The sequence below is a fragment of the Streptomyces sp. NPDC047982 genome (assembly GCF_043204165.1).
Classification (GTDB): Bacteria; Actinomycetota; Actinomycetes; order Streptomycetales; family Streptomycetaceae; genus Streptomyces.
Genome location: NZ_JBIDBS010000039.1, coordinates 1 through 26,725, shown reverse-complemented (window position 1 = coordinate 26,725; position 26,725 = coordinate 1). Strand labels below are relative to the sequence as shown.

Genomic DNA, 26,725 nt, shown 5'->3' with positions numbered 1-26,725 from the left:
CCCCCCCCCCCCCCCCCCCCCCCCCCCCCCCCCCCCCCCCCCCCCCCCCCCCCCCCCCCCCCCCCCCCCCCCCCCCCCCCCCCCCCCCCCCCCCCAGACTCAGGCGCCACAGGCTACACAGTGATGTGGACAGGGCCTCCGGTGGGGGAGATCCCGTCGAGGACCGAGGACGGGATACGGAAGACCCGGCCGGGGGCCGCAGGCCAGGCGAGGGTGCGGCGGGTGACGACGCGGCCGTCCTGGCGGACCGTCACCCTGGGGAAGCGGACGAACTCGTCCGTCCAGAGCAGGAGCCGGTCGCGGGCCGGAGCCGGATCGCCGGGGCGGAGGATCTGCGGCGCGATCCAGCGGAACGGGGCGTCGGCGATCAGGCGGACGCCCTCGGCCGGCTTGCGCCTTCCGTCCAGGTGGTCGATGACCTGCTGGGCGACGTGCTTGCCGTCGAGGGCAGCCACGTCGGCGGTGTCGACGGGGTGGAGCATGTTGCCGACGGCGAAGACTCCGGGCCGGCTGGTGCGCAGCGCGGTGTCCGTGAGGGGGCCGAGGGTGCGTTCGTCGAGGGTGATGCCCGCGGAACGCACGAGTTCGTGGTCGGGGATCCAGTCGCCGGTGAAGACGACGGTGTCGCATGCGAAGGTCCGGCGTTTGCCCGTGTCGAGGTGCTCGATCTCCACGGCCTCGCAACGGCCCTTGCCCATGACCCGGGTGACCCGGCTGCGGGTGGCGACCGGAACGCGCAGGACGGTGCGGCCGGCGGCGTTGAAGGCGCCGTAGGACTCCGCCTTCGGGTACGTACTGATCATGAGTGCGGGGGTGCAGTCGGCCTCACGGAGGGTCATGACCGCGGACCAGCTGACCAGTTCGCCACCGACGATGACGGCCCGCTTGCCGACGGGCTGATGGTGGAGGTGGACGAGGTTCTGGAGTTGTCCGGTGGTGTAGACCCCCTGGGGACGGTCTCCCGGGATGCGGCGTGCGGTGCGGGGCCGTTCGCGTGCGCCGGTCGCCAGGACGATGGCCCGGGCACGGATCTGGTAGCGGCCCTCGGGGCTGGTGACGTCGACGGTGTGCTGGTCGGACCAGCCGGTGACCATGGTGCGGGTGCGGATCTCCGCTCCGGACCGTGCGGCCCGGTCGGTCAAGTGGCGGGCGTAGGCGGGGCCGGTCATCACACGATGCAGGTCCCGCAGGCCGTATCCGGTGTGGTCGCTGTGCCGGGGAATGCCGCCGGCCTGCTCTTCCCGGTCGACGACCAGGACCCGCCCGGCACCGCGGTCGACGAGTTCGGCGGCTGCGGTGAGCCCTGCGGGGCCGCCTCCGATGATGAGGACATCGGGCTCGATGAGGGGCAGCTGGTGGGTCATCGGTTGTCCTTGTGCTGGCTGCAGCAGCCGTCGTTGGTCTCGTGCCGGGTGCGCAGGGCGGCGACGGCCGCGCCGCAGAAGAAGCCCTGGCAGCGGCCGTTCATCGCCCGGGTGCGTCGGCGCAGCCCTTCCGGACTGCGCGCGGGCACCGGGGCGTGGCAGGCGTCTCGGATCTCGCCCTCGGTGACCCGTTCGCAGAAGCAGACGATGGTGCCGTAGGCGGCGTCCTCGGCGATGAGGTCGGCGTCCTGGTAGGGGCGTGTGGTGGCTTCGCCGATGTTCGGCATCCGGGGCGGGGCAGGCAGGTCGCTGCGGCCGCGGAGCCCGAGACCGGCTTCCTCCAGGAGCCCGGTGACGTGCTCGGCGATGGCGATGCCGGCGGTCAGGCCGGTGGAGCGGATGCCACCCACGAGGAGGTACCGCTGTTCGGGGGTGGCTTCGATGAGGTAGTCGGGGTGGTCGATCGCGGCGCGCAGTCCGGCGTAGCTGGCGGTGACCTCCTCGGTGAGCAGGCTCGGCATGAGCCGCGCACCCTTGCTGAGGAGGAAGTCGTAGCCGTCCTCGGACGTGGCGGTGTCGGTGCGGTCGGTGAGGTCCTCGGCGGTGGGGCCGAGCATGACGTTGCCGTAGATCGTCGGGGAGATGAGCACGCCCTTGCCGCGGGAGGAGGGCACCGGCAGGACGATCTTGTCGGCCTTGGGCCGTGCCAGCTTGTCGAACACGAACAGCTCGCCGCGGCGGGGGGTGACGGTGAAGCGGTCGTGGCCGAAGAGCTGGTCGATCCTGTCGGCTCCGAGGCCGGCCGCGTTGACGACCCAGCGGGCTCGCACGTCGCCCTGGGCGGTGTGCAGCGTCGTCGCGTCGTCGTCCACGTCGATGCCGGTCACGGCGTGCTCGAGCAGGATCGTCGTCCCGCGTTGCTTCGCGTCCGTGGCCAGGGCGAGGTTGGTGGTCCAGGTGCAGATGATGGATTCGCCGGGAACGGTCAGGCCGCCGAGCACGCCCTCGCCGAGGTCGGGCAGGACCCGGTACACCTCGTCCGCGTCGACGATGCGGCAGTGCTCGTACCCGTTGGCCTCGGCTTTCTCCTTCAGGCCGGGCAGGGCGTCGAGCTCTTCCTGGTTCCAGGCCACCAGCACGGCGCCGGTGTGCTCGACGGGGATGCCGGTGGCCTTGGCGTAATCGCTCAGCAGGTGGTAGCCGCGCGCCACGAGCCGGGACTCCAGGGTGCCCGGTTTCGCGTCGAAGCCCGTGTGCAGGATGGCGGTGTTGGCTTTGCTGGTTCCGTCTCCCACGTCGTCGCGGGCTTCGAGCAGCGCCACGGAGACGTCGTATCCGGACAGTTCGCGTGCGATGGCCGATCCGACGATGCCTCCTCCGACCACCGCGATGTCGAAGACTTCGGGGTGAGGACGGTGGGGGGTGGGGGTCATGAGTGGTCTCCCTTGGTGGCACACGCCGCGGCGGCCTGTGCCCATGTGGTGCGGAACTCCTGGGCCCGGTCCTCGGACCAGCGGGGTTCGTATACGGTCGCCGGCTGCCAGTCGCCGACGGCCTCTTCGAGGCTGATGGCGGGGTCGAGCGCGCAGCGGGCGAGCGCGGCGGCGCCGAGGGGGGTGGCGTGCGCGTTGGGGTAGATGTCGACGGGGAGCTGGGCGATGTCGGCCTGGGCCTGCATGAGGGAGGCGGAGTTGGTCAGTCCGCCGTCGGCGCGCAGCCGGTTCAGGGGCCGGCCGAGGTCGCGGCCGACGAGGGCCGTCAGCTCGGTGACCTGGGCGGCTATGCCCTGGAGCACGGCCAGGACGAGGTGTTCGCGGCGGGTGGCAAGCGTCAGGCCGGTGAGGGAGGCCGTGGCCTCGGAAGCCCACCACGGAGCGGCGAGGCCGGCGAACGCCGGGACGCACATGACGCCCTCGCTGTCCTGCGCAGCGAGTGCGTCGAGGTCGGTGGCGGACTGAAGAAGACCGAGGTCCTGCAACCAGCGCACGGCCGAGGCCACGGTGTAGACCTGACCGTCCACGCAGTACAGGGTCTGCCCCGCGGCCTGCCAGGCCACCGATGTCGTCAGGCCCGCGCTGGAGCGCACGGGGTCCGGTCCCGTGTTCGCCAGCAGGAACGCGCCCGTGCCGTAGGTGCACTTGGCCGTGCCCTGCTCCAGGCATGCCTCGGCGACCAGAGCGGCCTGCTGGTCGACGATCAGGCCGGCCACCGGCGTCTCCTGCCCGAAGGCGCGCGTGGTGCCGACCACCTCGTCGCTGCCGACGATGCGCGGCAGCCGCTCGTCGCCGAGGGAGAACAGTTCGGCGAGATGCCCGTCCCACGCCGCGCCGTCCAGGTCGAAGATCAGAGAACGGCTGGCGGTGGAGGCGTCGGTGACGAACTCGCCCGTCAGGTGGTGCACGAGCCAGGTGTCGGTGGTGGTCACCACCCCGTCACGGGTGAGGTTGCGGCGCAGCCAGGCCATCTTGGGCGCGGAGAAGTAGGGGTCGAGAACGAGACCGGTACGCTGCGCGATCGCCTCGCGGTGCTCGGCGAGCTCGGCGCAGACGCTCTCCGCACGGCTGTCCTGCCAGACGATCGCCGGGGACAACGGCGTTCCCGTGGCTTCGTCCCAGGCCAGGACGGTCTCTCCCTGGTTGGCCAGGGCCACGCCGTCGATGGGCCGGCCGGCCATGCTCATGGCCCGGCGGCCGGCGGTGAGGACGGAATCGAGCAGTTCGTGCGGATTCTGTTCGACGCCTCCCCCGGGCAGGTAGGTGGGGCGGATGGTCTCCTCGGCTATGGCGACCGTTCCGTCCTCGGCGTCGACGACGATGGCTTTGGTGCCCGAGGTGCCCTGGTCGATGGCGAGGATCGTGGTCATCGCAGCGCCCCTTCCGTGTCGGCCGCGGAGGGTGCGGTGGCGCTGTCCAGGGCGCGGTCGACGTCGGCCATGTCCGGCATCGTCAGGGCGGCGCGTCCGCGCCGGGCGATGAGCGCCACCAGGTAGACGGCGCCGATCCCGCACAGCACCAGGACGTAGGCCCAGGGGCCGCGGAAGGAGGCGTCCCGGAAGATGAGCAGCTCGTACACCAGCCAGACCGCGGCCAGAAGCAGGACCGGGACCTCCCACCGCCCCAGGGAGAAGCCGCGCGACGGCGGCAGGGAGGAGCGCTTGGCCGCGTACATCGCGACCGTGCCGGCGTAGATGACGGCGGGCAGCAGGGTGGCGGCGGAGAAGAGCTGGAACAGGGCGTCGGTGGAGCGGGAGAAGACCGCGAGGACGATCTGCGCGATGAGCATCATGAACACGGTGGCGTTCAGCGGCGTCGCCGTCCGGGGGTGGATGCGCTTGAGCAGACGCCATCCGGGGAAGCGCTCGTCCCTGGACATCGCGTAGACCAGCCGGGTTCCGCTGAGAGTGATCACCAGTCCGCAGGAGAAGATCGAGACCACGACGAGGACCAGGAGGGCCTTGCCCACCACGGACCCGAGCACGGCGGTGATCACGGTGGCCACCGGGGTGGCCGACTCGGCGGCGCCGTCGACCTGGCCGACGGCGGCGGTCACGGCGATCAGGAAGAGGAAGCCGAGAACACCCAGGGACAGGACGGCCTGGACCATCGCCTTGGGGATGACGCGGGCGGGGTCCTTGGTCTCCTCCGCCAGGTTCGCCGCGGACTCGAATCCGACGATGGTGAACGCGCCGAGCAGGAACGCCAGGGCGAAGGGGCCCGCGTCGGTCGCTCCGCCCAGAGCGTAGTAGCCGCTCTCCGGGATCGTCCCGGTGTCGAAGAGGTGGGCGAAATCGAGCTTGCCGGTGAAGTAGCCCACCGCGAACAGCAGCACCGTCAGTGCGATCATGCCGATGAGCTGCGCCGTCACCGCCGCGCTGTTGACCTTGTGCGTGATGCGCGTGGACGCGGCGACCAGCAGGGCCTGCAGCAGCACCACACCGGCCGTGATGACCCAGGCGTTCTGTGTCGTGCCGACGTACTGGAACAGTTCGGGAAGAATCGTGGAGGCGATCGTGTAGTCCACGGCGACCACGACGACCCCGAGGAAGGCGAACGAGATCCAGCCCATGATCCAGCCCCACACGGGCCCGACGATCCGCGACACCCACTGGTAGGAGTAGCCACTGATCGGGATGCGTGCGGCCAGCGCTCCGAAGACGAGGGCGATGGAGAGCTGACCGATCACGGAGATCGGCCAGGCCCAGATGCCGCGCGGGCCCGAGGTGGCGAGCACCGAGCCGTAGGCCGTGAAGATGCCCGTCGCGATCGACACGAACCCGAACGCCACGGAGAACGAGGCATACCAGCCCAGTTCCCGCGCCATCACCTGGTTCGGCTCGGCCTGCTGCCCCTCAGCCGTTCTTGGCGCCTGAGCACCTGCTTCTGATTTGGCCATGACCTCGTTCCCTGCTTCAGAGTGCCCCGCCGCCGCAGCGGCAGCCCAGTGGGTGATGGAAGAACCGAATGCGGTCGGCATCAAGCCGCGCCCCACGGGGGATGCGCTGGAGCCTGTCCGCGGGGACGGCTGCGAGGGCGCGCGGTCCGCGCCACCTCGACGCCTGTCAACAGCCCCCTCGTGACCGTTTGTGTGGGCTATTGACTGCTGAGAGTGTGGACCCTTGCCCGTTTGCCGTCAAGGGTTCACGTTCCCGACCTGGCGAACCCCCCTGCTGATCGACTAGCAGGAACCTCTCTGAGCTGCAGAAAAACAGAATCTTGACGCCGACCACAGTCCTTTCCGGACGCCGCATGAGCCCTAGAATGCAGTCAGTGTTCCACAGAAACAGTCAATCGGAGAGGGGCGGGCGTGCTAGCAGCGGAGCGTCACCGCAGAATCGTCGCCGAGGTCGCTCGGCTCAAATTCATCACGACGGATGACCTGACCAGCCTGCTGAGCGTCTCCCACGAGACGATCCGCAGGGACCTCGCTCTCCTGGAGCGCCGCGGCGAGCTGGCACGTGTCCACGGCGGGGCCACCGCCGTCCAGTCACCCGTCGGGGAGGAGGCATCCTTCAATGAACGCAGGGGCGCTTTCCTCGCCGAGAAGCAGGCCATCGGCCGGGCCGCGGCAGCACTGATCGAACGCAACCAGACGGTCGTCATCGATGTCGGCACCACGGCCCTGGAGGTGGCCCGCGCCCTGCCCGCCGACCACGTCGGCGTCATCGCCACCCCGTCCCTGCTCGTCGCCGCCGAAGTCAGCTCCCGCCCGCACGTCGAGGTCCTGGTCAGCGGCGGGCGGCTGCGCGGAGGCGACCTGGCCTGCTCCAACGCCCAGACCGTCGAGTTCTTCAACAATCTGCGCGCGGACGCGGTCTTCCTGGGCTCCGGAGGCATCGCCTCCTACGGCCTGACCGACTTCCACCTCGACGAAGTCGCAACGAAGCGCACCATGCTCGCCAACGCGTCCCACCGCTACGTACTCGCCGATTCCAGCAAGTTCGGACGCACGGCCGCCCACCGCGTCTGCGCACTCGACGGCTTCGACACCCTCATCACCGACAGCCCTTGCCCGGACGACCTGAGCGACGCCCTGCACGCGGCGGGCGACGACATCGTCGTGGCCTGAAGGCGGGGCGGCCGACCGCTTCCTTCGATGTCGGCAGATCCCCCTCCCCTTCCCTCACCTCCGGCATGGCCGGGGTCCCGCCCTCCCGAGGAGCAGCGTGAGGAATCCAGCGTTCCGCCGCGGTCGTTCGGACGACACCCTCGCCCGGACCCCCTCTTGACTGCCTCCGGCCACCACATCCACAATCACAGGCAGAAGCAGTCAACTTTCCATATGTTCGGGCAATCGGAGCGGCAGCGCATCATGACACGTTCGAGATGCCGCAACCGGCCTTCCGCGACCGGACGGACCACCCCGGCCGCCCCGCGTGCGGGTGTGGTCGACGTGCCGGCCCGCCCCTCCGTTTCCCCTGGACTTTCGTGCGCGCTGGAAACCCGGGCAGGTGGAGCCCGCGAAGCCCGCCGCCGCAGCGCTCGCCCGATCCGGGTGGCCGCGGTGGCCGCGACCGTTGGATCCACGGCGGTCGTCGAGGTGGGCGTGCTCGCTGCCGCAGACCTTCTCGTCGAGACGAAAGCCGACACCCTCCCGCAGTGAACCCGACCGAGAACATCACCTCGATCTTCGACCTCGACGGCGTCCTGACCAGCGACGACACGATGTCGTCACTGGTCAGAGCCCGTCTGGCGGCTCGTCCTCTCCGGTTCGTCGCCGCGGTCCCACCGTTCCTGCTCGCCTCGGCCGCACCAGCCGACGGCGCGCTGAGGCCCGCGATGAACCGGGCGATCGTAGCCTTGGCGCTGCGAGGAATGACCCGCGGCCAGTACGAAGAACTGGCCGCCGTGACGGGCCGGACCATGGCAGCCCGGACAGCGGTCCAGCAGGCCGTGACACGGTGCCGAGGCGCCCGCAAGCGCGGTCCGACAGTCGTGGCGACAGCCTCGGAGGAGCACCTCGCGCGTGCGTTTTTGGACGGCGTCGGGCTGCACGACATCCCCCTGGCCGCTTCCCGGCTCGACTTCACCCCACGAGGGCCTCGTCTCGTCGCGCACAACGTGGGCGAAGCAAAGGTCGATGCCGTCCGAGCGCTGGGGTTCGCCCCGGAGGAAGCGGTCCTGTACACCGACTCGGCCAGCGACATCCCGCTCGCCCGTATCGCCCGCCGGACCGTGACGGTCAACGCCGCCCGGGGCTCGATCGCCAAGCTCGGCAACGCTTCCGCAGACATCCGTCACGAGCGCTGGCGCTGAGGCTGTTCGAGCGGTGCCAACCCGGCCCGCCAAGGGAACCGCGCGAACGAGCAGTTCGAGCGTGCCCTGGATACGGACCGTTGCTCTCCCTGCCTCATGCGGTGAGGATTTTGATGCCATCCCCCAACAGCTTGAGGCCGAGGACGAAGAAGAGAACGGCCAAGACAGCGACGTTGTGCTGTGCGGCCCAGTCCCGCCACGAGCTGAGCACGCTTTTTGCGCGTTCCCCCATGCAGAGGTACACCGCCAGGGGCGCCAGTACCCCGAGGGAGGCGATGACCACGAACACGGCGAGGGCCCCGGCTTGCTGGGGCACGGGAATTCCTGCCGAGCTGATCGAGGCGCCTGCGGCGATCGTCAGCGGAGCGTTCTTGAGGTTCGCTGCCGACAGCAGGAGTCCGAGACCGAAGACCTTGATCGGGGAGAACCGGTCGATCGCGGCCATCCATGGGGGCAGTTGGGCCTCGGAGGGGTCCTTGGGACGTCGCCGCCATTGCCGGGCACCGAACAGTGCCAGCAGAACGCCCAGTCCGAGTTTCAGAGCTCCTACCCAGGTGGCCGGCTGATGGTGCGCGGAGGCACCGCCCGCGCCGCCGACCGCCAGCGTGACCGCTCCCAGAAGCGCGAGCCCCACGATCCAGGCAAGGGCGAACAGTGTTCCGTTCAACCGCCCGCGCGGGGTCGCGAGGATGAGGATCATAGCAACGATGGGGAGCGGGCTCACCGCCACGCCGGCCGCCAAGCCGAGTACGTCACCGATCGCTGTGCCCATGGGGCACCTCCGTGGGCGAGCAGAAGTGATGCGGTGAACCCATTTTCGGTGGCGGGCCCTCCGGTCGCGCGCCGGAAAGACGGGGGGTCGATCAACAGCGCACTGCCGACCCCGGCTCCGGACGCCCATGTTCGATGACCACCGAGGCTGCGGGGCGTGGAGTCGGTCGGCCGGACACCGCGAGCGGCGGTCGCCCATCTGGACGCACCGCGCAAGCAGCGGCACACGGTCTCGACGTACGGATGCCGCCCACCCGCCCGAACACTCCTGGTGCACCGGCACCGAGCGCCGCCGGGCTGCCGGGCTGCCGGGCTGCCCGACGGGGTACAGTTCGCGACGCTCAGTGAGCGGGTTGGCCAAGAGGACGGCGGTAACGCAACTTGTTGAGCAAGGCCCCGCCGGTGGTGTCCTTCGCGACTGTGCCGTCTGCACGGAAGAACCGTTGGACAGGCCGGCGGGACTGGAGCTGCCGCTCGCGGCCGGCCGGACGCAGCCTCGGAGCGTGGATCGGCACCGTCCTCGGAGCGCTGAAGACGGCTTCCGCGCAGGCCCTCGCGGAGGCGGCGGCTCAGCATGGACTCGCTGGAGCGGCAGAGGAACTTCCTGCCCTGATCAACGACCGGGGCCCCGGGGGCCGGTGGTGGCCTTCCCCCGGGGCCGTGGTGTGTGTGGTGGCCGGTCAGGACGCGTCGATGGCACGCGCGCGGCCTCGGTGCGGGGCAGGGTGAGCCCCGTCGGAACGGGCGGTGCTGGCGCCTTCGCCGTGCCCCCTCGTGCGCGGCGTCAGTCGGCCTGGTGCTCCCATCCCCGCGTCATACGGGACAGCACCTGGAAGCCGTACCGGCTCAGCCGCTCGATCTCGTCGGTGTCGTCCGCGGAGGCGCACGCCGTCAGCCGGTCCACCCCGGCCATCCGCAGCCACTGTGCGACGTGCGCGAGGAGCCGTTCCTCCAGTCCCGAGTCCTGGTACGGCTCGGCGACATGGAGCTCGGCCAGGTCGGCCAGCCCACCGTTGCGCGCGTGCCGTTCGGGCCGGTCCACGGACGTGTCCACCTCGACGAATCCGACGACGTCCGCGCCCAGCCGGGCGGAGAACCGGGTCCCGCACTCGCCGAGGGTGCGCTGGACGTCCAGGCCCGGGGTGGCGGCCCCGACCGCCTGCCTCAGGTCGGCCACCGTGGCCATCAGCAGCACTTCCGTGTGCCCGGTCTGTGTGAAACCGGCCCGTTCGTAGGAGGCACGGACGTGCTGCCACTGTTCCGGGAGACCGCAGATACCGGGTGCGGGGAGCTGTCCGTCGGCATAGCACCGCGACACCTCCCAGCGCGTCAACTGCGCGAGACATGCCGCCATCAGGAGGTCGGCCGCCTGTTCGGAGTCCGACCAGAAGGAGGCCGGGGGCCGGAAGACGAACCACTCGATCACGCCGGCGTTCCGGTAATCCGTTCCGGTCGCGGCATCGGCACGGTAGCGCAGCAGGTGAGCGGCAGCGACGATGTAGTGCCTCTGCTCGGCCACGAGCGTGACGCGCTCGGCCACCCACGGATCGATGACGAACTCGTCGGGGCGTCGCTGGAGTTGACTCAGAACCGTGTTCACGGACACGGAGAGGCCGGGGACGACAGCCGCGACATGGGTGTTGACCAGCTCCGTCAGTTGGTCGCGGTCGTCGCGGTGAAAGGAGCGCACCTTCAGCAAGGAAGGCATGACAAACCTCCGAGTAGTGGGATTCAGGAGGCCGCCAAGAGGTGCGGTACACCGCGACTGTAACAGAACGGCGCCGCCGGGCTCCGGTGGAGCCGGATGCGCGCCTGGCGGCCGAAGGTGAGGACCTCGTCGGGTCGGATGGGGAGAGGGGAGGGGAGGAGAGGGGAGAGCAGTGCGCCCCACCGGATGGAACCGACTGCCGCCCCGATGGAAACGCAGCAGAGCCCCGACCAGCGGCCGGGGCTCGCCCCGTCAGGGCGTGAGTGTGAAAGGCGGTCGCCTGCGCGGCGAGAGCAGGTGGGACCACCCCAGCGCCGGCAACTCACGCCTGGCGCGGTGGCGGCACGTCTCAGCGCACCGTCACGTTGAAGACCGGCGAGGCTGTAGTGCCGCTGACGATGCGCAGGTCGTTCTTGCCCTTCATCCCGAGCTTGACGCCGAGCGAGTAGGAGCCGTTCCGCGAGATGCTCGTGGACGCGGGCAGGCTGACCCACTTGCCGTGCTGCTTCTGCTGAAGGGTCACCTTGCTGCCCGCCTTGAGACCGGTGGTCTGGCCCGTGACGTGGAACAGTTGCCAGGCGCGGACGGAGGACACCGACGGCTTGGCCGTGATGTCGGCCTTGGCGAGCACGGCCTGCTGCGCGACAACCGGGGTTGCGGTGTGCGCGGCCGGGGTGGCCGCCATCGCGGTGCCCGCGAGGGCGAGGGAGGCCGCGCCGAAGACACCGACGACAGCAATACGCAGGGAGCGCCGATTCGAGACCATCACAGATCTATCCCTTTCCATGCCGAGAACAGCCTTTCGCACCAAAGGGCACCTACGTGTCGATTGGCGTAGTCACTAGAAACGACGACACATCGCGGGCAGACGTTCATCGGGGCTTTGTCGCTGTCTCGTAACAGCCGAGCGGGGCCGGGGCGATGGCGCCTGAAAATACTCGGCGACGAGGTGGCGGCGGCCTGCACCCCCACGACCTCGCCACGCCAGGCGCCGGGCGACCCGAGCGGCGCTGCCACTGCCCGGCGGGCCCTCGTTCACGCCGCCGAGGCCGACCTCGAAGCACCTCCGCTGTACCAGCATGCGATCAGTGTCCCCTCGTTCGCGGACGCGACGTGTCCGCGATGGGTCCTCGCTCGGGCGGCAGGACGGAAGGAGATCTATCTGCAATTCGGTGAGGAGTTGCTCGCACCAACCTGCCCGGGCGCTACGAGTCGGTGTCGGAAGGGGACGGCTCATCCCGTGGGGCCAGGCCCATGTGGATGGCCAAGGCCGCGGCGAGGGAGCCGACGGTGGGATGCTGCCAGACGAAGTTGCTGGCGAGGCGGACGGCGAGGTCGGTATCAAGGCGGACGCGCAGTTCCGTGGCCAGGAGAGAGTCGAAGCCGAGGGATTTGAGGGGGGTGTGCGGGTCGAGCGTGCTGCTGCCGGTACGCAGGATGGCGCGGATGTGGTCCGCCAGGTAGCTCTCCAGGGCCCTCTGGCGGGCGATGCCGGCGGGCAGGGTCTCGAGGCGGGCGCGGATGCCCGAGGCGCTGTCCTGGGAGCGTGCCGGAAAATTGCCCCGGTCCGTGGCGGGTTCGGCGCCTTCGCCCGGAGATGGGGCGAGCAGCTCGAAGAGGCTGGAGTGCGCGGCCGCTCCGGGGATCCAGGTCCGGGGCGGGCCGGGGATCACGGCCGTCCGGACCCGTTGGTGGGTGAGGAGGGAGTGCAAAGCCTCCAGGCCCTTGCGGGTGGGGATCGTCTCATAGCCGCGCTCGGCGAAGTCGACGGCCTGCCCCGTTTCACCCCAGGGACCCCAATCGACGGCCAGCGTGGGCAGGCCGTTGCGGGTGCGCCAGGTGGCGAAGGCGTCGAGCCAGGCGTTGGCTGCCGCGTATGTCCCCTGTCCGGCGTTGCCCAGCAGTGAACTCATCGACGAGTACAGAACGAACCAGTCCAATGAGTGGTCCGCGGTGGCCCGGTGAAGGTTCCAGGCACCGGTGACCTTTGGGGCCCATACTCGCTTGAGCTGGTGGTCGCGGACGGTGGTCAGCGCGGCGTCGTCGAGGACCATGGCGCAGTGCACGATCCCACGCAACGGCACACCCCCGTTGGTGGCGGCCGTCACCAGTCGTTCGGCGATGCCGGGCCGGGAGATGTCGCCGAGGACGACCGTGGCGCTGGAGGCGAGGTCGTTGATGGTGCGCGCGGCTTCGAGCGAGGCAGGTCGGCGGCCGTTGAGGATGATGCGGTCGGCTCCCTGCTCAGCCAGCCAGCGGGCGGTGGCCAGTCCCAGGCCGCCCAGACCTCCGGTGATGATGTAGGCACCGTCGGCGCGGACGACGGGTGTGCCGTCCGGCACGACGGCGGTGGCCTCTCCCCGGTCGGGGACGGTCAGCACGATCTTGCCGATGTGACCGGCCCGGGCCATCAGGTGGAAGGCGTCGGCTGCGCGGTCGAGCGGATACTCGGTGCACAGGAGCGGTTTGAGCCGCTCGGCGGCGATGTGGTCCATGACCTCGCGCAGCACCGTGGTGAACAACTCCGGGCGCCGCTGTTGCAGTTCGATGAGGTCGACGGTGCTGAAAGTGATGTTGTGGCGCAGCGGGGCGAGCCCGAGGGCTGCGTCGGCCAGGATGTCGCGTACGCCGAGTTCGACGAACCGGCCGAACGGGCGCAGGCTTTCCAGACCGGCGCGGACGGCGGGACCGGCCAGCGAGTTGAGGACGACGTCGACCCCCTGGCCGTCGGTGGCTCGGCGGGCCTGTTGGGCGAAGTCCAGGGTGCGCGAGTCCATGACGCAGCGCACCCCCATGCCGCGCAGGTGGCGCCGCTTCTCCTCGGTGCCGGCGGTCGCAAGGACGTCCGCGCCCAGGAGTCGGGCGACGGCGATCGCGGCCAGGCCGGTGCCTCCGGTGGCGGAGTGAATGAGTACGCGTTCGCCCGGGGCGAGCTGTGCGACGTGCCGCAAGGCGTACCAGGCGGTGAGGAACGCCGTGGGCAGTCCTGCCGCCGTGGTGGGAGACAGGGCCGGTGGCACGGGAGTGACGGCGCTGGCGGGAAGAGTGATGAAGGAGCCGAAACAGCCACCTTCGAACTGCACGGCGAGCACGGGGTCTCCGGGGCGGACGTGGTCCACGCCTGGGCCTACGGCACTGACCTCGCCTGCGCACTCGAAGCCGATGCGGTAGGGGGTGGCCGGCTCCGAGCCGAGCATGCCGAGGGAGGTCAGGACGTCACGGAAGTTGAGGCCCGTGGCCTCGACGCGCACTTCGACCTCGCCTTCGCCGGGCCGACGACGGCCGGTCGCGGCCAGTTCGAGGCTGTCGAGATCGCCGAGCTGTCCGACGCGCAGGCGGAACCCGTCCTGCCCGAACCGGACGGTTCGAGTGGCGCAGGCGGCGCGTTCGGCGGCGGTGACCGGGGCGCGGTCGATGCGCGCCGCGTAACGGGTGTCACCGCGCAGTGCGACCTCGTCCTCGGGCGCGTCGGCAAGGAGTTCGGCGGCCAGGACCCGCAGGCCCTCATCGCCGGGGTCGGTGTCGATGAGGGTGGGCCGCATGCGCGGCTGCTCGACGGCCATGACGCGTGCGACGCCGCGCACGGTGCCGTGAGCCGGGTGGCCGGACTCGTCCGCGGTGACGGCGTACGCGTGCTGGGTGACGGCGTACAGGCGCCATGCTCCGCGGTGCTCGTCGGCGGCCTGAGCGAAGGCGAGCAGCCGCCGGGCCCGTTGCTGTGCGCCCTCAACGGGGTCGGTGTCGGGGACGGGCGGTGCGCCGAACAGCAGGACTACGGCGCGCCAGGGGTTCGTGCCGGCGGTCAGGTGCCGGCCGAAGGTTTCGGCCAGGGGTGTGAGTTCCTCCACGTCCGACGGGCATTCCCGTACTTCGGCCTCGGCACCGGCGGCGCGCAGGAGCGCGGCCAGACGTTCGGCCCGGCCATCGCCCTCGTCCACGACGAGCCAGTTCCCGGGCGGGGCCGGAGCGGTGCGGGGCGGGGGGACCTGGTGCCAGCCGAGTTCCATGAACCACTGGTCGACGGCGGCGCCCTCGGCAGGTTCGCGGCGGGTGAACCGCACGCCGTCGAGGGCGAGGACGGGCCGGCCGTCGGTGTCCAGGACACGGACGTCTCCGGCGAGCGTCGTGTCGCTGTTCTCAGTGACCCGCGCATGGGCGTGGGCAGCTTGCGCGGGGTCGCCGAGGATCCGCAGGGCGCGGACCTGGACCGGCAGGATCGGTGCGGGCGCGCTCTCGAGGCCGACTCCTGCCACCAGCAGTTGCAGGCACAGGTCGAGGAGGACGGGGTGGATGTCGAGGGCGGGTTCGGGGGTGCGGGCGGTGGGCGGCAGCTGGACATCGGCCCAGAAGCTGTCCTGGCGGCGCGTGGTGCGCAGGGCGGTGATGCCGGTGAAGGCGGGGCCGTGCTCGAGTCCGCAGGCGCGCAGCCTGGCGTAGAGCCTGGCGGGATCGAGGGGAACGGGGTGCCGGTGGCTGAGGCCGTGCGCGGGTGTGGCGTGGGTTTCGTGGGGTGCGAGCCCTCGACGGGCGAGGGCTGTGGCGTGCAGTTGCCAGGAGCCGTCCGGGTTGCGGGAGTGGATCTCACAGGTGGCCTGCTCGCCGGTGGTGAGGGTGACCGTGGTGCTCATCTCGGTGTCGTCGCTCAGGCGCAGCAGGTCATGGAAGGTGATGTCGGTGAGGCCGATGTCCGTGGCCGCGCCGGTGAGCGCGGTGCGGGCCGTGGTGTGGAGAAGGGCGCAGAAGCCGGCGCCGGGGAGGACGGGGGCGCCGTGGACATGGTGGTCGTCGAGCCAGGGCAGGTTGCGGACCGGAGCGGTGGCGCGCCAGGTGTGACGGATCTGGTCGCCGGGGATCTCGGTGTGCCGGCCGGGAAGTGCGTCCGTGTCGGCCGGCAGTTCCTGGCCGACGGCCCAGTGGCGCGTGCGGTCGAAGGTGATGGTGGGGGCTTCGACCAGGACGCCGTCGCCGTACAAGGAGGTCCAGTCGACGGTGCCGCCGTTGCAGTGGAGCGTCGCCAACTGGGTCCGCAAGGTGGTGGATTCGTCCTGCTCGCGTCGCAGTGTGGGCAGGACCACGGCATCGGGGACCAGCTCGGCCAGGCTGTCGGTGAGGGACTGGGTGACCACGGGATGGGGTGAGATCTCGATGTAGACCTGGTGGCGGTCCAGGGCGGCGGCGACGACGGCAGGGTGGAAGCGGACGGGGCGGCGCAGGTTGTCGCACCAGTAGGCGGCATCGAGAAGGGGCCTGTGCCGGGGATCCTCGGTCACGGTGGAGTAGAAGGGGATGTGGGGTGGGCGGGGGGTGAGGCCAAGGAGCGCCTGGTGCAGATCGGTCAGGAGCGGGTCGACGTGAGGGCTGTGGGAGGCGACGTCGACGGCGATGGGCGTGGCGGGGATCCCGCGCTGGTCCCATTGGCCGATCAGGTGGGCGATCTGGTCGGCGTCGCCGGAGATGACGGTGGTGTCGGGTGCGGCCAGGACCGCCACGGACACGGCGTCGGCACCGGCGTCGACGAGGGCGGCCTCCACCGTGGCCTGGTCCAGGCCGACGCTGGCCATCGCGCCCGTCCCGGCGATCCGCTCCAGCAGTGCCGAGCGGCGGCAGATGACGCGGACGCCGTCGGCGAGGGTGAGGGCTCCGGCCACGACTGCGGCTGCTGCTTCACCCATGGAGTGGCCGATGACGGCGGCGGGTCGGACGCCGTGTGCCTGCCAGGTCGCGGCCAGGGCGATCTGCAGGGCGAAGAGGACTGGTTGGATCCGCGGGCATCCGGTGATGGGTTCGCCGGCCCGGATCAGCTCCAGGGCGGAGAATCCCGCCTCGTTGCGGATGAGGGCGTCCACGTCTGTCAGTGCTTTGGTGAAGGTCTCGTTCCGGGCGAGGAGTTCGCGGCCCATGCCGGTCCGTTGGGAGCCCTGGCCGGAGAACACCCATACGGGCCGGCGGGGAGCGGTGACATCCGTGGTCCCTGAGACGAGGGCCGGATGCGGCAGGCCGTCGACGAACAGTCGGAGCGCGTCGACTGTCTCGGCGCGGGAACGGGCGACGACCGCGAGGCGTCCCCGGCCGGGGCTGCGGCGCAGGGCCAGGGTGTGGGCGACGTCCCGCAGCGGAGCGTTGGCTCCGTCCGCCTCCAGCCAGTCGGCCAGACGACGGGCGGCAGTCGGCAGCGCCCGGCGGGATCCGGCCGCGACCAGGATCACCTCGGGCGGTGCGGTTCGGGGCCGTCGGGGGCCGGGCAGGCCGGCACGGCGGCTGGGCTTTGGAGGCTGCTGCACGATCACATGTGCGTTGGTGCCGGAGAAGCCGAACGAGGAGACCGCGGCCAGCCTGACTGGCTGCTTGCCGGGCCACGGGGTGCATTCGACCGGGACGAAGAAGCGGGTGGAGTCCGCGGTGATGGCCGGGTTCCATCGGGTGAAGTGCAGGTTGGGCGGGATGATTCCGTGCTGGAGGCACAGCACGGTCTTGATCAGCCCGGTGATGCCTGCGGCGGGCTCCAAGTGGCCGAGGGCGGTCTTGACGGAACCCAGGGCGCACGGGGACAGGCCGTTGCCGTACACGGCGGCCAGGCTGGCGAACTCGACGGGGTCGCCGACAGGGGTGCCCGTGCCATGGGCTTCGACCAGCGAAACGCGGGCCGGGTCGACACCGGCCCGGCCGAGTGCCGTGCGGTAGAGGGCCTGCTGGGCGGTGGGGGACGGAGCAGCGAGGCCGTCGGAGCGGCCATCCTGGTTCACGGCCGATCCGCGGACGACGGCGAGGATGCGGTCGCCGTCCCTGCGGGCATCGGCCAGGCGCTTGAGCACGGCGACGCCGCAGCCCTCGCCGCGGACGAATCCGTCCGCGGCGGCGTCGAAGGTGTGGCAGCGTCCGGTCGGAGAGAGCATGCCCATCCTGGCGAAGGACCGGGTGACGCGTGGGGCGAGCATGAGAGTGACCCCGGCGGCGAGGGCGAGATCGCACTCCTCACGGTGCAGTGACTCGCAGGCCAGGTGGAACGCAACCAGGGAGGACGAGCACGCGGTGTCGAGGGCGATGCTGGGGCCGTGCAGGCCAAGGAGGTAGGAGACGCGGCCGGCGGCGACGCAGTGCCCGTTCGTCAGGATGGAGCCTTCGAGTTCCTGGGGCCGGCCGACCAACTGGTCCATGTAGTCGTTGTAGCTCAGACCTGTGAACATGCCTGTCGGGGAGCCGGTGAGCCGGTCGGGGGGCAGCCCGGCGTGTTCCAGGGCCTCCCAGACGACCTCCAGCAGCAGCCGGTGCTGAGGATCGAGTACGTCGGCCTCGCGACCGGCGACCCCGAAGAAGTCCGCGTCGAATCGCGAGACGTCTTTCAGGTACCCGCCTCGGTGGAAAGCGGGTTGTGCGTCGGGCGACGGCCCGTTCCGCGGGCCGGCAGTCTCACGGCCGGGCGGAGGGGCGCCCACTGCTTCGCGGCCCTCCACCAGCAGACGCCAGAAGGCCGCTGGGGAGTCGGCGTCTCCGGGGAGTCGGCAGCCCATGCCGATGACGGCGATGGGCGCGTTCGCTGGGCGAGGGGCATGCCGGCGGTGGGCCACGGAAGTCTCCTTGTCGTTCACGGGAAACGTGGGAGGGGTGGTGGGTGCGGCTCGGGAAGAAGGACGTGTGCCACATGGCAGGCCGCGCAGTGGGCGGGCAAGGAGCACCGGAACGTACGTGCGTGGGCACCGCCCGGACCAGGACCGCGTAAATCCGTGAGGAACCGCGGAGTGAAGTCTGGGCCGTCGCCGGCCTCGGGGCGACGGCCTGTGAACAGGGAGGCAGCCGAGCGCACAGCGGCTCAGACGTCGGGACTTCCCAGGAGGATCGCGCTTTTCACACCTCCGACCTGGTAGTTGAAGCTGAAGGCGTAGTCGAAGTCGAGGGGGCGGGGCGCGGTCCCCGGAACCGGATCGAAGGTCAGATGCTCCGCGGGCTGCTCACAGTTGGCAGTGGGGCACACCTGGCCGTGGTTCATCATGAGCAGGGTCAGGGCCACCCCGACACAACCGGCCGGGGCGCCGTTGTGACCGAAGCAGCCCTCCTGCGAAGTCATGAGCAGGTCGCGCGACGCGGGGCCGTACAGTTCCCTGATCGCGTTCGCCTCGAAGGCCGTGACCGCGACGTTGCCGTCGCTACCGCCGTGGATGTAGGGGACCTGGGTGATCTCCCGGTCGTCACCGAGGCATCGCCGCACCGCAGCCACCAGCGCCTTCCCGGACTCGTCGCAGGCCAAGGGATTGGCGAGGCCGTCGCGGGTGGTGGCCTGTGACAGGACTTGCCCATAGGGGCGGGCATCCCGGCCGAAGGCGTGTTCCCTGCTCTCCATGACGATGGTCGCGGACCCCTCGCCATGGTTGATGCATTCGGCACGCCGGTCGTACGGACGCATCAGGGCGTCGAATGACGGCAGGAGACTGGGCATGTCCTGGGACCGCATGGCGTCGTAGGCTCCCTGGGCTCCGCTCAGCAGGCGCTGGATGTTGCGGATGAGCGTGGAGCTGAAGACGTCGACTCCGGTCACCACGGCGACATCGACCTCGCCGGCGGCGATCAAGCGCTGCGCGTTGCCGATCTGGAGGGCTGACGACGCGCAGCCGCAGGAGACGGTGTAGTTGGACCCTTTGGACCGAGTGAGCGCGCCCTGGACCAGTGCGACGTCCGAGGGGGTGACGGCCTGCTCCGCCGCGACGAACATCTCCAACGCCTCCGCGACCGGATAGGTCGTGGGGTCGGCCCTGAGGACGGCGAGATAGCTGTCGATGTTGGCGTCCACGCCACCGCGGCCCACCAGGATGGCGGCCTCCTCCAGATCGCGCTGGACCTCGAGGCCGGCATCCGCGCTCGCCTGCGCCAGTGAAACCAGTCCGAAGCGGTGGGCATCCGTGTAGTGGCGCGAGAAGAACGCGGGAATGCCGGGCAGCCGTTCATCGAACGCTTCTTTCGGCAGATCCACGCTGCCGAAGTAGACGCCGTTCTTGATGAGGCAGGATGTTCCGGTTGACGCGACGTTCCACAGATCATCTGCGGTGAATACCGGCGACCCTGAACCAGGAAGACACAGCCCGATACCGGTGACCATGGCATCCCGGGCCCGGCCTCCGGTTCGCCGCTTCACGAGTCACCCGCAGACGCTAATGGATTGATCATGGAATATTCCCTTCAGGATCACGGGATGCACCTATTCGGCGACATACGTGCGGCGGCACCAGTGGTGGACGGGAAGCTGCTCACCTTCGCACAAGGTGTAACGACCCGAGAAATGGAAGCTTTATCCCGCCCGGGAGAAGGAAGCAGGAAAACGCGGGAATCAGAAACCGGGACGCCATACGGCAGACGCGGCACAAAGAATCACAAAAGCAGTGACCAGCACAGTGACCTCTACATGCGGTGACAAGAGAAATCGCTTTTTTTCGGACGTATACGTGTGCCTGGACCGGGCGCCGCATCAGCGCGAGGTGAAAGCGACAGCGGCCTCGGTGACGCAGGGTCGATGGCCGCCGACCGCCCCGGACCGTGCGAGGCGCTCCGGCTGCTCCTGGCGAGAACGAGCGAGCGGCTTCTCGCCGGCCGTGCCGGCCGCCCACCACTGCCTGAGCAACGGTGGGCGGCCGGCCTGCGCTCCGGTCTCCGGGCCGGGGACCGCGAGGTCCGGCGGCAGCCGGGCCGACCGAGGCCGGGTACGAACGCCTGGCCACGGCACCCGCCTGGGCGTCGGTCAGGTCGCGTTGGCCAGCGCCTGGCTGATCGACGAAGCGGTCGCCTGCTCGGAGCCCAACGCCGAAGCAGCGGCTCCGAGCAGGTTGTAGACGATGGCGGTCACGTTGGTTGCGGAAGCCGTGAGGATGTTGACCCCCACCACCGGCGGCTGCCCGGCGCAGTCGCCGAGCGCCGAGGCGAGCGAGGTGGCGGTCCGCAGGTTGTTGGCGAAGGCGACCTTGGTGTTGTTGGCCTGGTCGGCGGCGATGGCGGCGTTGTTGGACGCCTGCGCGGCCTGCAGATCGTTGACACATGGGGAGGCGGCCGCGGCGGCGGGGGCCGCCGCGGCCAGGGGGGCGATGCCCACTACGGCGCCCGCCGCCAGGGTGGCGGTGACAGTGGCGGCGGCGAGACGGGAACGAAACATGCTGGCACTCCCTAGAGATGACGTGCGCGCTCATCAGCAGCGACGTCGGCGGAGCGGTGCCCTTCTCCGACCAAGGGGACGGCCCGCTGTGCGAGCGAGAACACCACCTGGTCGCCGCGCACTCCCTAGTGATCGGAGTGAAGACCGGAACGGTAGCAATCACGTCCCCGGGAAGGGATGGGCGACCCGCCGGTTCGCAACCTAGTAAAGCGGGACGGATAAGCGAAATCTCAAGAGAGGCGACCCCGAACCACTCGATCGGAGTACCACACAAGCCGGAAACAAACGCAACAGCATTCACTGCAGGAACAGCAGTTGACGCACTGATCCGACAACCGTCAACTTTCAGGAATTCAGGCGACAATGGAAATACATGGCCCAAATATCGGAGCGGCGCCTGGTGGGCGACGAAAACGCCTTCAGAATGATCCGGTCCGGCGCCAGGCGCTCACGGTCACCTCGGCAGATGCGCGCGAGCCGGACAGGACGAGACGAGAGCCACCCTGCGCGACCCCGGGCCGATAAAATCTCCGGACGGCCCATTCGTCTCTTTTCCCTGACACATAGCGGCCGAACATCTCATCACACGGAAGTAGGCCATCCGAGTGCCATTACACGATCCCCCATTGCCGTCATATGCCGACTCATCAGATAACAGTGAGGTCCAACGGGCCGCCCAACCTCTCCGGGGAAGTGGCCGCTCAACCGATCAGGGGTCTGATTCGCGCCAGCCGCTGGGAGGTGGGCTGCCACCATGGGCACCCCACGAGAGGAGTTGGATGCGTCAGCCGGCGTCCGTCGACGCCGGCTGACGTTTAAGACCCAGCGCCCGCTCGAGCACGTCGCGCGAGGCCGTCGTGAGCGCGCCGCCCAGACCCGCCCGACAAGCCGCCGTCCTGCAAGGGCCGGCGGTTTCTTTCTCCCGCCCGGACGAGGCAGGACGCCGAGGCATCCGGCCGGTAGCCAGGAGGCTCTCAGCAACGCCGCATCACGCCGTCGCCGACCTCAACGCGCCGGCGGCGCCACCGCGCGTCGCTCCGGGACAGCCGCTTTCCTACCGCCTGCGCCTCTCACGAGCACCTGGAGGGTGTCATGTCGACGACTCCTGCATGCGCGTGCATCACGCTTGTCCCAAGAAGTCGAACGATGGCCTGATACACCCGTAGGCGGCGCGTTGGTCACCGACTGGCCCCGATCGCGCACCGCTACGTTCCGTCTCCCGGCCGTGGACCGCGCCGTCCCTGTGTGCCGACACCTGACCGCTTATGGCTCGATCAGGGGCACTTGACCGATGAAGGCATCCGGCACACGACGCTGCTCCGTTCCGTCAGAACCCTGCGGATCGGTTCCCTGCGTCAGCACCGCGCGAGCACCGGTTCGACGGACGGAGCCTCGTCCGCGCTGCTGGATTGGTCCTGCGTCCCTTGCCGCAGCCTTCAGGAAACGGTAACGGTGTTGTTTTTGATGTCTCCCACGACGAACCCGATCACGCTGCCGCAGGCGATCAGGCAGAAACCGGGTACTTGGTTGGTCGGAGGGGTCGGAGACGCCGAAACCTGGACTGTCGTGGTGCTGTGGGACGCGTCGCAGGCTTCGTTGCCGTTGTAGGAGGCGGTGATGGTGTGCGCGCCGGTGACGGCGAACGACGTGGTGAATACGGCTTGACCGTTGGCTGCCACCGGCACGGTGCTCAGAAGGTCACCTCCGCTGAAGAAGGACAGGCCCAGACCGCCACTCGGGTCGGAGCCGCAGGTGACTGACGCTGTCAGTTGGACCGGGCTACCGACGGTGGCCGCGCTCGGCGAAGCGGTGACGCTGGTGGAGGACGGAGCGGCTGCCGCCGGCGTGGCAGCCGCCAAGACGACTGCCAGGGCAGCCGAGGTGACGGCCCATCCGCCATGAATACATCTACGCCTCACAACGAGCTCCTTTGATCCGGTTTCGCCTGTCTTTCCAGCGCACGCTAAGCCCTGTCGGAGGGATCCGTGGTAAGGCTGTCCGCCGGACGAGCCCACTCGGGTTAGCTCCCTGGGACGATCGTGTGAGGGATACGGGAACACCGGACGGGCATTCAGATCTCGGGCGCCGCAAGGCGATGGAAGGTCACCGCTCCTGACGTGCCCCCGACTGTCGTCACTTGGACGGCGACATCGCCGACGGCTCCCGCTGGGATGGCCGCGGTCATCTGCGTATCCGACAGCACGGTGAAGCTCGTCGTCACCCCTCCCGCCTTCACAGCCGTCGCGGTGGTCAGTCCCGTGCCGTTCAATGTCACAACCGTGACGCCCGAGGCCGGCCCGCTGGACGGCGTCACACTGATCAGGGTGGGGGCACTCACATAGGCGTACGTCAGGGAGTTGCTGGAACCGCCGGGCGTGGTCACCGTCACGGCGACCACGCCGGAACCTGCTGGAGGCCCGGCCGAGATCTCGGTGGAGGACACGACGTTGTAACTCGCCAAGACAGCACCAAAGCGGACGTCGGTGGCGCCCAACAGGTTCTGTCCTGTCAGGGTGACCGTGTTGCCACCGGCCGCCGGGCCGGCGCTCGGGGAGATCGCGGTGAGTACCGGGACCGGAACGTAGAAGAAGTACGACGCCGGAACAGCGGCGCTGGTGCCTCCCGGCGTCGTCACGGTCACCGGAACGGTGCCGGAAGATCCCGCCGGTGAGACCGCGGTGATCTGAGTCGAGGAGAGAACGTTGAAGGACGACGCGTTGGCAAGGCCGAAACGAACCTGGGTGGCGCCGGAGAAATTGGTGCCCGTCAAAGTGACCACGGTGCCACCGCTCGTGGAGCCGCTGGACGGTGAGACACCGATCACCGTGGGTGGGAACGAGGCTGTGTAGGTAAAGGTTACCGTGGCGTTGCTCGTCCCACTCGGAGAGATCACCCTCACCGGAACCGAGCCGATGCTCCCGGCCGGTGTGATCGCGTTGATCTGTGTGGCCGAAGTGACGGTGTAGGAAACAGCGTTGGCGGCGCCGAAACGAACAGCTGTGGCGCCTGTGAAACTGGTACCGGTGATGATGACCGCGGTACCACCCGACACAGGCCCCTGCGCGGGATTGATGAAACTGACCACGGGTGGCATGGATACCTCCTGAGCGAAAAAGGGTCGGCCGGCTCGGGAGCGACCGGTTCGAGGCGGCGCCAGTGCTGGTCCCGGCGTGCACCAGTCGCTTCGCATCCACCGCCAAGTCGGACGAGGGCAATCGGCGTCGCGGGCGGACGCACCCACCGCCGTGCCTGCGTCCACCTGTCGGGTCGCAACGAACCGACAGGTCAGGCATGCTTCCGCTGTCCACGGGATCGGTGACATCGACAGTGCTCGGCTCGGCGGTCGAAAGGGTGTCGTGCACCGGCCCCGCCCTGCCCCGGCAGCCACTTGGCGATTTCGGTCGCCAGCTCGTCAAGGGAGAGCCCGGCGTCGCTGCTCAGGTCAGTACCGGTGCGCAGCGGGCAAAGCGTCGCTGTTCACTTCGTGAGGCCCATGGGTGGCCCTGCTCTGCGACGACCGCGCACACGGACACCGCCTGTGTTTTCTGGTACGGGTAGGGCCGGTGCGCCGGTAAGACGCCTCTCGTGCTCCTCCGGCGACGTTTGGCCTGTCGCGCCGCCCGGCACTTTCGCGAACTCTCAGCTTCGTTCGAGCAGGGGAGCCCCTTCCGAGGGCTTCCGGCCGCCTTGCGATCGCACGCACCGGGCGACGCTCCTTCCGGGCGAGCGTTGCCGGTCACGGCACTAGTCACCCATACGGCTGTCCTGTCGACAAGGCCACTCACGACAGGATCACTCCAACGAGCTACGCCGCACCGGGTTTCGCATAGGGGTATTTCTTCTCAAGGATCCACCCGGACCAGACTTGGGCCTTGGTTTCGGGCCGCCCCATCAGGTTTTGGCTTCGCTGGTGATGCGTCCGGGAACTCTCGCCCAACGGCCGCGGGCGACGACTCCCTCATCGAGATGGTGCGAGCGAACAGTCATGGGGCAGTGCCGACCCGCTCGGCCGTGAACCTCGCAAGGCGGGCCACTGCTCCGTTCGGGTGGTGCGAGGTTGCGAGCCTTGTCGCTCAAATCCCCCTGTGGGTCACTGAAATGGTGAACCGGCGGGCTGCCCAACCCTGGCCGAGGAAGTTGGGAACAGGCAGCGCTTGCCGGTTCTTCTCCGTGCCCGAGAAGAAAATGCTGGCAGTCGGGGCCGACACCGCCCCGGGTACATACGCCCGCTCCCCGGACACTCGGCAGTGCCAACTGCGTGTCACCACACGTGGCGTCCGTTCCTTGACGCCGTCGGCAACCGGCCTTCCGGCGGAAGCCGACGCACTTGGGCCGGGCGCTGTTCCGCCGGTCCCCGCATGTCCCATCGGAGAACGAGGAGATTTGTCATGCCTATCTCTCCCAACCAGGGTTCCACCGGCGGCGGAACGCTGGTGACCATCACGGGAACGAACCTGTCCAACACGAGCAAGGTGATGTTCGGCAGCAAACCGGCCACGAACATCACCCAGGTATCCGCGACCCAGGTCACGGCGGTTTCCCCTTCGGGCACCGGAACCGTCGGTGTCACCGTCACGACCCCGGGTGGAACCAGCAACCCGGTGCCGTTCTTCTATGTCGGCGCGCCGTTCAAGTCCTCCCTGAGTACGACGTCCGGACCACTCGCCGGCGGCAACACCATCACCGTCAGCGGCACCGGTCTGTCGACGGCCACCAGTGTCTCCTTCGGAGCCGTGACGGCCACCCCGACCGTGATCTCCGACAGTTCCATCAGCGTCACGGTCCCTGCCGGCGCCGCTGCGGGCCCCGTCCCGGTAACCGTCACCACCGCGGGTGGCAGCAACAACGGCCTGACCTACACGTACGTGGACGCCCCCACGATCGGCACCATCGTCCCGACCTCCGGACCCACGTCGGGCGGAACGGCGGTGACGATCACCGGTACCAACCTGGACACCACCGATTCGGTCACCTTCGACGGCGTCCCGGCACCGTTCGCGGTGATCAACGCCACCACGCTGTCGGCGGTCACCCCGCCTGGCACCGCAGGAGCAGCCGACGTGGTCGTGACCAACGCAGCCGGCACGGCCACCGCAGCCGACGCGTTCACCTATGTCGCAGGCCCCGGGATCTGACCGGGATCACCTCACATCGGTGAGGCGGTGGGTCCCGTCCGGATGCCCCCATCCGGACGGGGTCCGCCCTCACTTTCCTTTCCGGAACATGCGCAGGCATGCGCCACACCGTCGGCGCCGCAGCACCGGCACCGCACCGGTCACGGACCACCACCGCCCATGCCCCGGGCCGTCTCACGGCAACACTGTGAGCAAAGCCGGGGGCGGGTCAGAGCACTGGGCCGGCTACCGGCCAGCCGGTCGGTCGGCGCGATAGGTGATCACCTCCGCCGCATCGCATTCTGCTGCTCTCCGGTCAGGTGAGGTCATTCCCTCACCGTATCGGCCCAGTGCGCCACGGCGGCCGGGTCCAGCCCGCCGGCCGGACGACCGGCAACGGACCTGCGTCCGCGATCGGATTCGCTCCGCCGAACCAGACGGAGAACGCCGAACCAGCATGGGATGCTCTCACCCACGGGACGCCTCGCCGATCGTGCGTGAAGAAACCTTCGACAACCCTGTCATCACAGGTCAGGAGGTACCTCCTACGGCCCGCCACATGTCTCCGAGGCATCACATCGATGGATCGGGCCTCAGGAGATCTGGTGCCGGAAACACAAGCTCCAGGGCCCCGGCGGGAAGGCCCGCGTGCCGCGTGTCAGACGTGGCCACCGCGCCCCCCGGAGGCTTCGACTCATTCCGGGAGTCCTGCGGTGGCCACCAGCGGCGCCGAACGGAAGCTCAGAGGCCGTCCAGTTGGTTACCGGGACTCTTGCGGAAAGCCCCGGCGTTCACGCCGGGGATGAATGCATCTCCAGACTGCTCTGACGTGCACGTTAGAGCGGACGTTTTTGCTGCTCGATGTACTGGCGGACGATCGCCAA

16 protein-coding genes and 1 pseudogene are annotated in these 26,725 nt (G+C 69.5%); 4 read left to right on the top strand and 13 right to left on the bottom strand.

Going from position 1 to position 26,725, the window contains the following annotated elements:
• Nucleotides 1–113: 113 nt before the first annotated feature.
• Genes ACGF2V_RS30165 through ACGF2V_RS30150 form a run of 4 tightly spaced genes read right to left on the bottom strand, consistent with a single transcriptional unit; the run spans nt 114 to nt 5,756 of the window.
• On the bottom strand, nt 114–1,364 hold the full coding sequence (locus tag ACGF2V_RS30165; protein WP_362710857.1) for an FAD-dependent oxidoreductase: 1,251 nt from the start codon (nt 1,362–1,364) through the stop codon (nt 114–116).
• Nucleotides 1,361–2,797, bottom strand: a complete 1,437-nt coding sequence (locus ACGF2V_RS30160) for an NAD(P)/FAD-dependent oxidoreductase (protein ID WP_362629792.1) — start codon at nt 2,795–2,797, stop codon at nt 1,361–1,363. Before ACGF2V_RS30160 ends, ACGF2V_RS30165 begins: the two co-directional genes overlap by 4 nt.
• Nucleotides 2,794–4,227, bottom strand: a complete 1,434-nt coding sequence (locus ACGF2V_RS30155; RefSeq protein WP_362710855.1) for an FGGY family carbohydrate kinase — start codon at nt 4,225–4,227, stop codon at nt 2,794–2,796. The genes ACGF2V_RS30160 and ACGF2V_RS30155 overlap by 4 nt, the downstream gene beginning before the upstream one ends.
• Nucleotides 4,224–5,756: an amino acid permease gene (locus ACGF2V_RS30150; RefSeq protein ID WP_362710853.1), complete on the bottom strand. Its 1,533-nt coding sequence runs from the start codon at nt 5,754–5,756 to the stop codon at nt 4,224–4,226. Before ACGF2V_RS30150 ends, ACGF2V_RS30155 begins: the two co-directional genes overlap by 4 nt.
• A gap of 411 nt (nt 5,757–6,167) precedes the next feature.
• On the opposite strand from ACGF2V_RS30150, the gene ACGF2V_RS30145 reads away from it, so the two are divergent.
• Entirely contained in the window at nt 6,168–6,929 is a 762-nt protein-coding gene (locus ACGF2V_RS30145) for a DeoR/GlpR family DNA-binding transcription regulator (RefSeq protein ID WP_362629802.1), read from the top strand.
• Between the two features lie 530 nt (nt 6,930–7,459).
• A complete protein-coding gene (locus ACGF2V_RS30140) occupies nt 7,460–8,116 on the top strand; it encodes an HAD family hydrolase (RefSeq protein WP_362629805.1) in 657 nt (218 codons plus the stop codon).
• Between the two features lie 94 nt (nt 8,117–8,210).
• Here the strand turns inward: ACGF2V_RS30140 and ACGF2V_RS30135 are convergent, their stop codons facing one another.
• From ACGF2V_RS30135 to ACGF2V_RS30100, 8 genes and pseudogenes are all read right to left on the bottom strand, one after another.
• The gene (locus tag ACGF2V_RS30135) at nt 8,211–8,888 is read right to left on the bottom strand and encodes a GAP family protein (protein ID WP_362629808.1); all 678 of its coding nucleotides are present in this window, start codon (nt 8,886–8,888) and stop codon (nt 8,211–8,213) included.
• 783 nt (nt 8,889–9,671) lie between these two features.
• Nucleotides 9,672–10,595 (bottom strand): GNAT family N-acetyltransferase, encoded by a 924-nt coding sequence (locus ACGF2V_RS30130; protein ID WP_362710850.1) that lies wholly within the window; start codon nt 10,593–10,595, stop codon nt 9,672–9,674.
• Between the two features lie 349 nt (nt 10,596–10,944).
• Nucleotides 10,945–11,361 (bottom strand): hypothetical protein, encoded by a 417-nt coding sequence (locus tag ACGF2V_RS30125; protein WP_362710860.1) that lies wholly within the window; start codon nt 11,359–11,361, stop codon nt 10,945–10,947.
• 439 nt (nt 11,362–11,800) lie between these two features.
• Nucleotides 11,801–18,160: a type I polyketide synthase gene (locus tag ACGF2V_RS30120; protein WP_362710848.1), complete on the bottom strand. Its 6,360-nt coding sequence runs from the start codon at nt 18,158–18,160 to the stop codon at nt 11,801–11,803.
• 242 nt (nt 18,161–18,402) lie between these two features.
• Nucleotides 18,403–19,683, bottom strand: a complete 1,281-nt coding sequence (locus ACGF2V_RS30115; RefSeq protein ID WP_362629819.1) for a beta-ketoacyl synthase N-terminal-like domain-containing protein — start codon at nt 19,681–19,683, stop codon at nt 18,403–18,405.
• A 99-nt stretch (nt 19,684–19,782) separates the two neighbouring features.
• Nucleotides 19,783–19,857 (bottom strand): annotated as a pseudogene (locus tag ACGF2V_RS30110) (hypothetical protein); the annotation flags it as partial.
• Nucleotides 19,858–20,319: 462 nt separating this feature from the next.
• Nucleotides 20,320–20,727, bottom strand: coding sequence for a hypothetical protein (locus ACGF2V_RS30105; protein ID WP_362710846.1), 408 nt, complete (start codon nt 20,725–20,727; stop codon nt 20,320–20,322).
• A 1,436-nt stretch (nt 20,728–22,163) separates the two neighbouring features.
• Entirely contained in the window at nt 22,164–22,496 is a 333-nt protein-coding gene (locus ACGF2V_RS30100) for an Ig-like domain-containing protein (protein WP_362630896.1), read from the bottom strand.
• Between ACGF2V_RS30100 and ACGF2V_RS30095 the strand changes: the two genes are divergently transcribed.
• Nucleotides 22,480–22,629 (top strand): hypothetical protein, encoded by a 150-nt coding sequence (locus ACGF2V_RS30095; protein WP_362630899.1) that lies wholly within the window; start codon nt 22,480–22,482, stop codon nt 22,627–22,629. The two genes, ACGF2V_RS30100 and ACGF2V_RS30095, sit on opposite strands and share 17 nt — an antisense overlap.
• A gap of 169 nt (nt 22,630–22,798) precedes the next feature.
• On the opposite strand, the gene ACGF2V_RS30090 is transcribed toward ACGF2V_RS30095, so the two are convergent.
• Nucleotides 22,799–23,821 carry an IPT/TIG domain-containing protein gene (locus tag ACGF2V_RS30090; RefSeq protein ID WP_362710844.1) on the bottom strand — a complete coding sequence of 341 codons (1,023 nt, stop codon included), beginning with the start codon at nt 23,819–23,821 and terminating at the stop codon, nt 22,799–22,801.
• A 1,294-nt stretch (nt 23,822–25,115) separates the two neighbouring features.
• On the opposite strand from ACGF2V_RS30090, the gene ACGF2V_RS30085 reads away from it, so the two are divergent.
• Nucleotides 25,116–25,862 carry an IPT/TIG domain-containing protein gene (locus tag ACGF2V_RS30085; RefSeq protein WP_362630829.1) on the top strand — a complete coding sequence of 249 codons (747 nt, stop codon included), beginning with the start codon at nt 25,116–25,118 and terminating at the stop codon, nt 25,860–25,862.
• Nucleotides 25,863–26,725: the final 863 nt, after the last annotated feature.